At 61.1% G+C, this 12,692-nt stretch carries 9 protein-coding genes; 3 read left to right on the top strand and 6 right to left on the bottom strand.

Annotation, left to right across the window (positions count from 1 at the left end):
• Nucleotides 1-84: 84 nt before the first annotated feature.
• Nucleotides 85-1,425: a 30S ribosomal protein S12 methylthiotransferase RimO gene (rimO, locus tag AC19YS_RS25095; RefSeq protein WP_106577227.1), complete on the bottom strand. Its 1,341-nt coding sequence runs from the start codon at nucleotides 1,423-1,425 to the stop codon at nucleotides 85-87.
• Between the two features lie 289 nt (nucleotides 1,426-1,714).
• Between rimO and AC19YS_RS25090 the strand changes: the two genes are divergently transcribed.
• From AC19YS_RS25090 to AC19YS_RS25080, 3 genes are all read left to right on the top strand, one after another.
• Nucleotides 1,715-3,616 carry a potassium transporter Kup gene (locus AC19YS_RS25090; protein ID WP_200623426.1) on the top strand — a complete coding sequence of 634 codons (1,902 nt, stop codon included), beginning with the start codon at nucleotides 1,715-1,717 and terminating at the stop codon, nucleotides 3,614-3,616.
• A gap of 126 nt (nucleotides 3,617-3,742) precedes the next feature.
• Nucleotides 3,743-4,849: an NADH:flavin oxidoreductase/NADH oxidase gene (locus AC19YS_RS25085; protein WP_106577225.1), complete on the top strand. Its 1,107-nt coding sequence runs from the start codon at nucleotides 3,743-3,745 to the stop codon at nucleotides 4,847-4,849.
• Nucleotides 4,850-5,151: 302 nt separating this feature from the next.
• Nucleotides 5,152-5,337: a hypothetical protein gene (locus AC19YS_RS25080; RefSeq protein WP_106577224.1), complete on the top strand. Its 186-nt coding sequence runs from the start codon at nucleotides 5,152-5,154 to the stop codon at nucleotides 5,335-5,337.
• Nucleotides 5,338-5,387: 50 nt separating this feature from the next.
• On the opposite strand, the gene AC19YS_RS25075 is transcribed toward AC19YS_RS25080, so the two are convergent.
• The 5 genes from AC19YS_RS25075 to AC19YS_RS25055 all read right to left on the bottom strand — a co-directional run bounded on the left by AC19YS_RS25075 (nucleotide 5,388) and on the right by AC19YS_RS25055 (nucleotide 12,691).
• A complete protein-coding gene (locus tag AC19YS_RS25075; RefSeq protein WP_124416585.1) occupies nucleotides 5,388-7,013 on the bottom strand; it encodes a glucan biosynthesis protein D in 1,626 nt (541 codons plus the stop codon).
• A gap of 355 nt (nucleotides 7,014-7,368) precedes the next feature.
• Nucleotides 7,369-9,231, bottom strand: coding sequence for a flavin monoamine oxidase family protein (locus tag AC19YS_RS25070; RefSeq protein WP_500602840.1), 1,863 nt, complete (start codon nucleotides 9,229-9,231; stop codon nucleotides 7,369-7,371).
• Nucleotides 9,232-9,371: 140 nt separating this feature from the next.
• Nucleotides 9,372-10,796: a gamma-aminobutyraldehyde dehydrogenase gene (locus tag AC19YS_RS25065; protein WP_500602839.1), complete on the bottom strand. Its 1,425-nt coding sequence runs from the start codon at nucleotides 10,794-10,796 to the stop codon at nucleotides 9,372-9,374.
• Between the two features lie 166 nt (nucleotides 10,797-10,962).
• On the bottom strand, nucleotides 10,963-11,772 hold the full coding sequence (locus AC19YS_RS25060) for an ABC transporter permease (protein ID WP_106577220.1): 810 nt from the start codon (nucleotides 11,770-11,772) through the stop codon (nucleotides 10,963-10,965).
• Complete coding sequence (locus AC19YS_RS25055) at nucleotides 11,762-12,691, bottom strand: ABC transporter permease (protein ID WP_119738680.1); 930 nt, start codon at nucleotides 12,689-12,691, stop codon at nucleotides 11,762-11,764. Before AC19YS_RS25055 ends, AC19YS_RS25060 begins: the two co-directional genes overlap by 11 nt.
• Nucleotide 12,692: the final 1 nt, after the last annotated feature.

Raw genomic sequence — 12,692 nt, 5'->3', positions numbered from 1 at the left:
TGCCTGTTTCTACGCCAATGGGCAAACGATAGACCTAAAAAAGCCCCGCATCTTGTTCAGAGGCGGGGCTTTTAAGGTTTTTTTTTAGTCGCGCTTGACGGCCCACAGGTCATATTCGTCGGCGTCGGTCACGGTGCACCAGACCTTGTCGCCCGGCTTCAAACCGCTGGCATCGTCGATAAACACGTTACCGTCGATTTCCGGCGCATCGAAGAAGCAACGGCCTACGGCGCCTTGCTCGTCGACTTCGTCGATCAGCACTTCGATCTCCCGGCCGATGCGCAGTTGCAGGCGTGCCGAGCTGATGGCCTGCTGGTGCGCCATGAAGCGCTCCCAACGGTCTTGCTTGACCTCATCCGGCACGATGGCTGCGTCGAGCAAATTGGCCGGAGCGCCTTCCACCGGTGAGTACTGGAAGCAACCGACGCGGTCCAGCTGCGCTTCGGTCAGCCAGTCCAGCAGGTACTGGAAGTCTTCTTCGGTTTCGCCGGGGAAGCCGACGATGAAGGTGGAGCGGATGATCAATTCCGGGCAGATCTCGCGCCAGTTCTTGATGCGCGCCAGGGTCTTGTCTTCAAAGGCCGGGCGTTTCATGGCCTTGAGGATTTTCGGGCTGGCGTGCTGGAACGGGATGTCCAGGTACGGCAGGATCTTGCCCGCAGCCATCAACGGGATCAGCTCGTCCACGTGCGGGTACGGGTAAACGTAGTGCAGGCGCACCCATACGCCGAGGCTGCTCAAGGCTTCGCAGAGTTCGGTCATGCGGGTTTTCACCGGCGCGCCGTTCCAGAAGCCGGTGCGGTATTTCACGTCGACGCCGTAGGCGCTGGTGTCCTGGGAAATCACCAACAGCTCTTTGACGCCGGATTTGACCAGGCGCTGGGCCTCGTCCAGCACATCACCCACCGGGCGGCTGACCAGCTTGCCGCGCATCGACGGGATGATGCAGAAGCTGCAGCTGTGGTTGCAGCCTTCGGAAATCTTCAAATACGCGTAGTGGCGCGGGGTCAGCTTGATGCCTTGCGGCGGCACCAGGTCGATCAGCGGGTTGTGGTCCTGACGCGGCGGCACTACGTCGTGCACGGCGTTGACCACCTGCTCGTACTGCTGCGGCCCGGTCACGGCCAGCACGCTTGGGTGCACGTTGCGGATAGCGCCTTCTTCCACGCCCATGCAGCCGGTGACGATGACCTTGCCGTTTTCCTTGATGGCTTCGCCAATCACTTCCAGCGACTCAGCCTTGGCCGAGTCGATGAAGCCGCAGGTGTTGACCACCACTACGTCAGCGTCCTGGTACGTGGACACGACGTCATAGCCTTCCATGCGCAGTTGCGTAAGGATGCGCTCGGAGTCGACCAGAGCCTTCGGGCAACCCAGGGATACAAAGCCGACCTTGGGGTTGGCTTTTGCGATGGTGGTGGACATGTCTAACCTCGGTATTGAATGGCGCCGCCAGTCGGGCACGACACGGCGGTAGGCGGGCGCTTGGTGCGCCTCTGATCAAAAAGTGCGCAATTCTAGCGACGGGCAACGCACTTGACCAGCTTTATACCGGGAAATGCGACGAGTGCTGCGCTATGCTTCGCGCCGTTGCGCATGGGTAAAACCCTTGGGTCAATAAAACGTCTGTTACGAGAAGTAAAACAGCGCATGCTACGGTCAGCTTAGACGCGTTGTTTATAAAAGACCTTGGGTCAAAAGGCAGGAGTGGTTGATGGGTCAGGCAAATAGTCAGGCGGCAGGTGCCGAGCATTCCAATGCAAAGCCGATTGGCATGCTGGTGGCGGCAGTCGGGGTGGTTTACGGCGATATCGGTACCAGCCCGCTCTATACCCTTAAAGAAGTGTTTACTGGTGGTTACGGAGTTCAAGTCAACCATGACGGGGTCTTCGGCATTCTGGCGCTGATTTTCTGGTCGCTGGTGTGGGTCGTCTCGATCAAGTACGTGCTGTTTATCCTGCGCGCGGACAACCAGGGCGAGGGCGGCATCATGGCCCTGACGGCGCTGGCGCGGCGTGCGGCGTCGCCGTACCCCAAATTGCGTTCGGTGCTGGTGATCCTTGGTCTGATCGGCGCGGCGCTGTTTTACGGCGACAGCATGATCACCCCGGCGATCTCGGTGTTGTCGGCGGTCGAGGGCCTGGAACTGGCCTTTGATGGCCTGGAGCGTTGGGTGGTGCCGCTGTCTTTGGTGGTGCTGGTGGGCCTGTTCCTGATCCAGAAACACGGCACCGACCGCATCGGCAAACTGTTCGGGCCGGTGATGGTGGTGTGGTTCCTGGTACTGGCCGGGCTCGGCATCCATGGCATTGCGCAACATCCGGAAGTTCTTAATGCACTGAACCCGGTGTGGGGCGTGCGCTTCTTTGTCGTCCACCCCGGCATGGGCGTGGCGATTCTCGGCGCGGTGGTGCTGGCGTTGACCGGTGCCGAAGCGCTGTACGCCGACATGGGCCACTTCGGCCGCAAGCCGATTGCGCGCGCATGGTTCGCGCTGGTGCTGCCGGCGCTGGTGCTCAACTACTTCGGCCAGGGCGCCTTGCTGCTGGAAAACCCGGAAGCTGCGCGCAACCCGTTCTACCTGCTCGCGCCGGACTGGGCGTTGATCCCGCTCGTGGCACTGTCGACCCTGGCCACGGTAATTGCCTCCCAGGCGGTGATTTCCGGCGCGTTCTCGCTGACCCGCCAGGCCATCCAGTTGGGTTACATCCCGCGCATGCATATCCAGCACACCTCCAGTGCCGAGCAGGGCCAGATCTATATCGGCGCGGTGAACTGGTCGCTGATGGTCGGCGTGATCCTGCTGGTGCTGGGCTTCGAATCTTCGAACGCCTTGGCCTCGGCGTACGGCGTGGCAGTGACGGGCACCATGCTGATCACCAGCATCCTGGTGTCGGCGGTAATGCTGCTGCTGTGGAAATGGCCGCCCGTGCTGGCGATTCCTGTGTTGATCGGCTTCCTGTTGGTCGATGGGCTGTTCTTCGCCGCCAACGTGCCGAAGATCGTGCAGGGCGGTGCCTTCCCGGTGTTGGCGGGGATTGTGCTGTTTATCCTGATGACCACGTGGAAACGCGGCAAGGAACTGCTGATGGACCACCTCGACGAGGGCGGCCTGCCGTTGCCGATCTTCATCAGCAGTATTCGCGTGCAGCCGCCTCATCGCGTGCAGGGCACCGCGGTGTTCCTCACCGCGCGCCCGGATGCCGTGCCCCACGCGCTGTTGCACAACCTGCTGCACAACCAGGTGTTGCATGAGCAAGTGGTGATGCTGACGGTGGTCTACGAAGACATTCCGCGTGTGCCGGCCTCGCGGCGCTTTGAGGTGGACGCCTACGGGGAAGGGTTCTTCCGGGTGATCCTGCACTTCGGGTTTACCGATGAGCCGGACGTGCCCGAAGCACTCAAGCTGTGCCATCTGGACGACCTGGATTTCAGCCCGATGCGCACCACCTACTTCCTCAGCCGCGAAACGGTGATTGCCTCGCGCATCAAGGGCATGGCCCGTTGGCGAGAAAGCCTGTTTGCCTTCATGTTGAAGAACGCCAACGGCAACCTGCGCTTCTTCAAACTCCCGGTCAACCGGGTGATCGAGCTGGGCACCCAGGTCGAAATGTAAGCCGCTGCTGCACGGGAGCCGGCAATCGGCTCCCGTTTTCCATCTGAACCCTATGCAAGCCACCGTTGTCGACTAGGCTCTAAGCACTGTTTGAATAGTGCCCACAGAACCCAGAAGAGGTGCGCCATGAGTCAGCTGCTCGAACCCTACACCCTCCGCCAATTGACCCTGCTCAACCGGATTGCCGTCTCGCCGATGTGCCAGTACTCATCCGACGATGGCCTGGCCAATGACTGGCACCTGGTGCACCTTGGCAGCCGCGCCGTGGGCGGCGCCGGGCTGATTTTCACCGAAGCCACCGCCGTGACCGCCGATGGCCGCATCACTGCCCAGGACCTGGGCCTGTGGAACGACGCACAGATCGAACCGTTGCAACGCATCACGCGTTTCATTGCTGCCCAAGGCGCAGTGGCAGGCATTCAACTGGCGCACGCTGGGCGCAAGGCCAGCACGCACCGGCCGTGGATCGGCAAGCACGGCAGCGTCAAGCCGGAAGAGGGCGGCTGGGTGCCGGTTGGGCCTTCGCCGATTGCCTTTGATCCCAACCACACCCAGCCCAAACCATTGGATGACGCGCAAATCCAGCAAGTGATCGCCGACTTTGTCGCCGCTGCCAAACGCGCGCTTACGGCGGGTTTCGAGGTGGTGGAAATCCATGCGGCCCACGGTTACCTGCTGCATCAATTCCTGTCGCCCATCAGCAATCAGCGCCAGGACCACTACGGTGGCTCGTTTGAAAACCGCATACGGCTGGTGCTGGAAGTAACCCAGGCTGTGCGTGAGGTCTGGCCACAGGAATTGCCGCTGTTTGTGCGCGTGTCGGCCACCGACTGGGTGGAAGACGGCTGGAACCCGGATGAAACCGTGGAACTGGCGCGCCGCCTCAAAGACCTGGGCGTAGACCTGATCGACGTGTCGTCCGGTGGCACCGCCGCCAACGCCGAGATCCCCACTGGCCCCGGCTACCAGACGCGCTTTGCCGAGCGTGTGCGCAAAGAGTCGGGCATCGCCACCGGCACGGTCGGCATGATTACCGAGCCGGCCCAGGCCGAGCACATTCTGCGCACGTGTCAGGCCGATATCATCTTCCTGGCCCGCGAGCTGTTGCGTGACCCGTACTGGCCGCTGCATGCCGACGATGACTTGGGCGGGCGCCAGGCGACGTGGCCGGCGCAGTACCAACGGGCGACCCATCGTGATCAGCCGATTCATGAGTCTGATCTGCGCGACTGATCAGCGCCTGGTTCACCGAAACCCACCCTGACCCGGTGGGTTTTTTCTTGCGCGCGTTTCTTACAACTTCCAGCGCTGGCGGTTGCTGCGTGCGAAAGGGTTGTAGGTCTTTGTTACCTAAGCGAATTATTTAAGTTAATACTCTAAAAAAATCCCACACGTGACGAGATTGTTTCTACGCTTAAGGTAAGTCTGATTTCTGGCCCAGGGAGTCAGTCGGTGTGTCCGCGAAGGCATTGCGCCTCAGGGAAGGTGGGTGATGGGCGACAGGAGTCTTAGATCGATATCAGGAGAAACAGTCCATGGCCAAGTCCTATGGTGTAGCGGGTGTGGTGGCGTCTTTTCTGACCCGCAGGATGTTCTTGCGTGGCCGCAGGTTGAGTTCGGATGAAGCCGAATTGCTGGCGCAATATCGCGCCCTGACCGAAAACGATCAGGTCGCGATGCGGTATCTGATAGGGGCGATGAAGAGTGTGTCGCGGTTTTAGACAACCCTTTAATCGCGTGGGCGCTGGCTAGCCAGCCCCCACTTTGTGGGTCAGGTGTACTTGCGCTTGTCCGGTGCAGGCGGGAAGTACTGGTACAACCAGGTTTCACTCAAGGTGCGGTCCTGGGTGCGGATAAACAGCCGCAATTCCACCGGCTCGACGCTGTCGCTGGTCGGGTACCAATCGAACAGAATGCGATAGCCCTTGATGTTGTCGAGCACCAGCACGCTGAAGTCTTTCACTTCACCGTGCGAGCAAGTCACCACGGGCTCGATGCCGGTGCCGGCCGGCAGCCGGTCCAGGCCGCCGCCCTTGAAGTCCACGGCAAAGCGGCGCGCCCACACTTCGGGGTAGTGCTCGCCCGGTGCCCAACCTTCGGTGAAGCCGCCCATGCCTGAACGGGTGGCATCGACTTGCGCCAGCGGCGTGCTCACCGGTGGCAATGCGCTCCAGTACAGCTTGTAGCCATAGTTGAGCGAATCGCCGGCGGCCACGGGCTTTTTCGGGGTCCAGAAGGCCACGATGTTGTCCAGGGTTTCGCCGGTGGTGGGGATTTCCAACAGGTCGATGGAGCCTTCGCCCCATGCGGTCGTCGGTTCAACCCACAGGCTTGGGCGCTTGCTGTACCAGTCGACGGTGTCCTGGTAGCTGGCGAACTCATGGTCGGTCTGCACCAGGCCGAAGCCTTTCGGGTCGGTGTCGGCGAACGCGTTGAATTGCAGTGTGGCCGGGTTGTTCAGCGGGCGGCAGATCCACTCGCCATTGCCGCGCCACATCGCCAGGCGGTCAGAATCGTGGATCTGCGGGTGGATGGTGTCGCACATGCGGCGTTCAACGGTGCCGCAGCTGAACATGCTGGTCATCGCCGCGATGCCCAATTGTTCGATGGCGGTGCGCGCATTGATGTTCGCGTCGATGGCCATCACCACCTGATTGGCCTGGCAATCGATGTCGAAGCGGTAGGCACCGGTGGCGCTCGGCGAGTCGAGCAGGGCATAGACCACAAAATGCGTGGCGTCCTTGGCCGGGGTTTCGAACCAGAACTGCGTAAAGTCGGGGAATTCTTCGCGTTTTTTCGCGTAGGTATCAATCGCCAGGCCACGTGCGGAAAGGCCGTACTGGCCGGTGGAATCCACCGCACGGAAGTAACTGGCGCCAAGGAACGACAGCACGTCATGGCGATCCAGCTCCGGCGCCTTGAACAGCTTGAAGCCTGCGAAACCCAAGTCGCCGGTCAGTTGCTTGGTGTCCACCGTGGTTTTTTCATAGTTGAACAACGACGGGCGGAAATGCACCTCGCGGGCTTCACGGGTCTTGGGGTCGACGCTGTGCATGCGCACCGGCGTCTTGAAACCCATGCCGACGTGGAAAAACTGCACGTCGAGCTGGCCGTTCAATTCCTTCCACAGCGAATGGTTGCCGTCGTAGCCGATGGCATTGAAATTCTGCGGCGTCATGTTTGCCAGGGTCGGCGGCAGCACCTGTCTGGTGTCTTTATACGCGGTGCCGGCGAGCTGTTTGGCCTGGGCTTTGAGTGTTTCAAAGTCAAACGCCACGGCCTTGCCATCGGCGGCACGGTTACCGGCCCAGGCCTGCGCGGCCAGCAGGCCACTGGCCGACAAACCGGTGTAAGCCGCAATGGCCATGGACGCTTTAAGCAAATTCCTGCGATGCATAGAGACAACCTGTCGTGAGCAAATCCCGCGCCGTTCCTGGCACGTGCTGGATCAGAAATAACGGTTCGGACATGCCTTCGGCCAAACGCAACGGACTATAAACAGACGCCGGATAGCTTAAGCGGTTCGGTGACGTAGGAAAATTGATTGATGGCGGCGTGATGGCCTTGCATGTGAAACAAGTTATTTCCGGGGCTCGGTCCAACACCTCACTCAAAAATGATGAAGAGCCAATGTGGGAGCGGGCTTGCTCGCAAAAGGTTTGAATCAGTCATTAAATCCCGAGACTGACACAGCGCATTCGCGAGCACGCCCGCTCCCACAATGGAACCTGTATTGGCCTATAGGCCTTATTTCAGGCTACTTCACCCACCGCCCGATACGCCTCATCAATCGCCGCATGCGCATACGCGCTCCACGCCGCATCCGAGTTGGCGATGCTCACATGTCCCACCGGCTTTTTCGCCAGCTTCATCCACGCCTCACTGTCATTGGCGTCATCAAACAAGCTGTTGGAGAACGTCGCATAACCGTGTGACCAGCGGTTGACAGTGATCGCCAGAATGTCGGTCTCGTGGTTGAACCCACCCGGGCCGAGCATGCGTTGCAACTGATCCCGCAATTGCGCTTCCAACTGCTCGAACGTCTGCCCGTACAGCTTGCCTCGCCCGGCGCGCGCCTGGTCGCGGGCGTTCATGCCACTGTTGGGGCTGGTCGGTACGTACACCATGTGCAAGCCAATCGGCTGTGTCGGGTCGCGCGGGTGATCGTAGCCACCCATGCTCACCGGGTAGTCCAGTTTGATGCGGCTGTAAGGCTGGGTCGCCGCATAAATCTCATGCACGCCCAGTTTCTGGAACGACTGCCAATTACGGATCACCACTTTGGTGTACACCAGCGGGTATTTCACGTTTTGGCTCAGCGCATGCGCCTGCGCTGCCGGCAGGTCTTTGAGCAGGTACGGAATCATCATGTTGTAGCAGGCCAGGATGCAGCGTTTACCGCGCACCTGTGCGAGTTGGCCGCCACGGCTGTAGCCGATGTGCACGCCATCGCCGACGTTGCGCACACTCACCGCCGTGCTGTTGAGTCGCAGCCGTACCGCGGCCTTGGGCTGGTCGAGCTTGGCGTAGTCGAACGCCGCCAACACGATATCGTCCATGGTGTGCCCCGGCGCCACGCCCGGGATCAGGCTGCGCACCAGCAGGCGTGCCACCGACGCGTTGCCATCCGGGAAGTGGTAGATGTAGGGTTCTTCCATTTCCGCCGCCGCTTCTTCGCTGATCGGCGCCAGGTTCATCCCGCCGAAGCCTGGGAAACCTACGCTGTAAGCATCGGCCGACGCCACCGCATCAATGCTCAACGCCATGAAGTCATTGGTGCGGCTTTGGAAGTACTTCACCGCGCCTTCCGACAACCCGACGTTCTTGAGCAGAAAATCGCGGTAGCTGGTGGCGGCAAGGTAGGCGGTTTTTTCCTCTGCGGATTTACCCGCCAGGTAATCCTTGGGCGCCGTGTGCAGCTCGATCAATGCCTGACGGTCTGCCGGCGGCAAGGGAAAGTCATTGATGAAGTCACTGATGGCGCGCGCGTTCAATTGGTCCGGGGCGATGTCGTCGGCCACCATCGGCGTCGGGTCGCCGGTCACCAGCTTGTCTTCGCCGAAGTTTTCCTTGTCGAAGAACACCCCGCGCGACAGCCCCAGGCCAGGGTAGAACTGGCGGTCGAAGGCGGTTTCGAAACGCTGGATATTCACCCCGAGCTTTTTCAGCAAGCCATTCACGTGTTGACTGTAGAGGTGTTTCGGCGACTGGAAGGCCTCACTGCCGCCGTAGCCGATGATCATGCGGCCACCGGCCTGGAATTCATTGCGCTTGGCGTGGCCGCCGAAGTCGTCGTGGTTCTCCAGGATCAGGATTTTCGCCTTCGGGTGCTTCTCGCGATAGAACCAGGCGGCCGACAAGCCACTCAGGCCGCCGCCGACCACCACCAGGTCATAGTCCTCGGTGATGGGCAGTTGCTCGGTGGCGAACACCTTCTTTTCCCAGCCCATCTGGTGTGCCACCTCGAACGAGCCGACATGGCTGCCGCGCAAGCCGGTGAGGGCGGGTGGGTAGTAACGGCCATCGGGCGCGGCCTGGAGCAATTGCAGCGGGGTCATGCTGGCGGCAAGGGTAATAGCGACGCCGTTGAGGAAGTCGCGGCGGGTGATGTCCATGGGAAGAACCTGCGAATTTTTATTGTTATAAGAAGATCCCTTGCGGGAACGGGCTTGCTCGCGAATACGGTGTGTCACTCCACACAGGTGTGCCTGATGGACCGCATTCGCGGGCAAGCCCGCTCCCACAGGGCAGGGTGTCAGTGCTTGAACATCACATGCCGGACGGTGGTGTAGTCCTCCAACCCGTACATGGACATGTCCTTGCCATACCCCGACAGTTTCTGACCGCCGTGGGGCATTTCGCTGACGAGCATGAAGTGGGTGTTCACCCAGGTGCAGCCATACTGCAGGCGTGCGGCCAGGCGATGGGCACGGCCTACATCGGCGGTCCATACGGACGACGCCAGCCCGTAGTCCGAATCATTGGCCCAACCCAATACCTGCGCTTCATCGGTGAACCTGGTCACCGACACCACCGGGCCAAATACCTCGCGGCGCACGATTTCATCGTCCTGTTGCGCATCCGCCAACACCGTAGGCTCAAAGAAGAACCCATTGCCTTCCACCGCCTTGCCACCCGTGACCAGGCGGATGTGCGACTGAGCCACGGCGCGTTCAACAAACCCGGCCACGCGGTCGCGGTGTTGTGCGGTGATCAGTGGGCCCAGCTCGGTGGCCGGGTCATCCTGCAAGCCGTACTTGATGCTGGCGACTGCCGCGCCGAGTTTCTCGATAAACGCCTCGTAGATGTCTGCCTGGGCATAGATGCGGCAGGCGGCGGTGCAGTCCTGGCCAGCGTTATAGAAGCCGAAGGTGCGAATGCCTTCGACGGCCGCGTCGATGTCCGCGTCGTTGAAGATGATCACCGGCGCCTTGCCACCCAGCTCCATGTGCATGCGCTTCACGCTGTCGGCGGTGCTGGAAATGATGTTCGCACCGGTGGCGATGGAGCCGGTCAGCGAGACCATGCGCACTTTCGGGTGATTGACCAGCGGGCTGCCCACGGTCGGCCCACGGCCAAACACCAGGTTGAGTACACCGGCTGGGAAGATTTCCGACGCCAGTTCGACCAGGCGCAGCGCTGTCAGCGGGGTTTGTTCCGACGGCTTGAGCACCACGGTATTACCGGCAGCGAGTGCGGGGGCGATTTTCCAGGCGACCATCATCAGCGGGTAGTTCCACGGCGCGATGGACGCGATCACGCCCACCGGGTCGCGGCGGATCATCGAGGTGTGGCCCGGCAGGTATTCACCGCCGGCCGAACCGCTCATGCACCGGCTGGCGCCGGCGAAGAAACGGAACACGTCGGCAACTGCCGGGATCTCGTCGTTCAGCGCGGCGCTGTAGGGTTTGCCGCAGTTGTCCGATTCAAGCTTGGCCAGTTCTTCGCCATGGGCCTCGATCGCGTCCGCGAGTTTGAGCAGCAACAGCGAGCGATCTTTCGGCGCGGTTTGCGACCAGCCTTCGAAGGCTGCATCGGCCGCGCGCACGGCGGCGTCGACCTGGGCTTCGCTGGCTTCCTTGATTTCCACCAGCACGCGGCCGAGTGCCGGGTTGAATACGGCTTGGGCCGGGCCTTCGCCTTCGACCAGATGGCCATTGATCAGTAATTTGGTTTGCATGGTTCAGCTCTCCACCAACTATCGTTATTTCCTTGAATAAACTGGCTCTAAATGTGGGAGGGGGCTTGCCCCCGATAGCAATCTTCCAGTCATACCCTCTACAACTGACCCACTGCCATCGGGGGCAGGCCCCCCACATTTGAACCGTGTTCCTTCAATGGCACCGTTATTTACCGCCACTCCCGGCCACGCTTTCACCGCCGCGTGTCAGGTAATAGGCACCGAGAATCGGGAACATCGTGACCAGCATCACCAGCATCGCCACCACGTTGGTCACCGGCACATCGCGAGGGCGACTCAGCTGGTTGAGCAGCCACAGCGGCAAGGTGCGCTCGTGGCCGGCGGTGAAGGTGGTGACGATGATTTCGTCGAACGACAGCGCAAACGCGAGCATGCCGCCGGCCAGCAGCGCCGAGCCCAGGTTGGGCATGATGATGTAGCGGAAGGTCTGCCAGCCGTCGGCGCCCAGGTCCATCGAGGCTTCGATCAGGCTGTGGGACGTACGGCGCAAGCGCGCGATGACGTTGTTGTAGACGATCACTACGCAGAAGGTCGCGTGGCCGACGATGATGGTGAACATCCCCGGCTCGATCCCCAGCGTCTTGAACGTCGCCAGCAGCGCGATACCGGTGATGATGCCCGGCAACGCAATCGGCAGGATCAGCATCAGCGACACGCCTTGCTTGCCGAAGAACTCACGGCGATACAACGCGGCCGAAGCCAATGTGCCAAGCACCATGGCGATCAGGGTGGCGATAGCGGCGATCTGCAGCGACAGCTTGATCGCTTCCAGCACGTCCGGCCGGGCGAAGGCCACGCTAAACCACTTCAGGGTAAAGCCCTGGGGCGGAAAGCTGAACGCGGCTTCTTCGGTGTTGAAGGCGTAGAGGAAGATGATCAGGATCGGGAAATGCAGGAAAACCAACCCGCCCCAGGCCGCGATTTTTAAACCCAGTGAGGCTTTTTCAGAGTGCATCGAAGGCCCCCAGACGTTTGACGATGGACAGGTAAACCGCGATCAGCACGATCGGCACCAGGGTGAATGCAGCGGCCATGGGCATGTTGCCGATGGCGCCTTGCTGCGCGTAGACCATGCCGCCGACGAAGTAGCCCGGCGGGCCCACCAGTTGCGGCACGATGAAGTCGCCCAGGGTCAGCGAAAACGTGAAGATCGAGCCGGCAGCAATGCCCGGCACCGACAGCGGCAAAATCACCTGCATGAAGGTCTGGCGCGGCTTGGCGCCCAAGTCGGCCGAGGCTTGCAGCAGCGACGGCGGCAAACGCTCCAGCGAAGCCTGGATCGGCAGAATCATGAACGGCAGCCAGATGTAGACGAACACCATGAATCGCCCCAGGTGCGAGGTGCTCAAGGTGCTGCCGCCCACGCCGGGAATGCCCAGCACGAACTGCAACAGGGGTTCCAAGCCCAAATGCTGCACGAACCACTGCGCCACGCCGCCCTTGGCCAGCAGCAAGGTCCAGGCATACGCCTTGACGATGTAGCTGGCCCACATCGGCATCATCACCGCGATGTAGAAAAACGCCTTGGTCTTGCCGGTGGTGTAGCGCGCCATGTAGTAGGCGATGGGGAAGGCCACCACGGCACTGGCGATCGACACCACAATCGCCATGCTCAAGGTGCGCACGATGATGTCGAAGTTCGACGGCTGGAACAGCGCGGCGAAGTTGGCCAGGGTCAGGTCTGGCGTGACCGCCATGGTGAAGTCGTCAAACGTGTAGAAACCTTGCCACAGCAGGGTCAGCAGCGAGCCCAGGTAGATCGCGCCGAACCAGATCAGCGGCGGTATCAACAGCATCGCCAGGTACAGGTTGGGCTTCTTGTACAGCAGGTTCGAAAACCTGCGCATCGGCGGTTGGGAAAGGGCCAGGCTCATG

It is taken from the genome of Pseudomonas sp. MF08831 (assembly GCF_059862645.1).
Note: the sequence above shows the minus strand (reverse complement) of the source record. Positions and strands in the feature narration are given on the sequence as shown.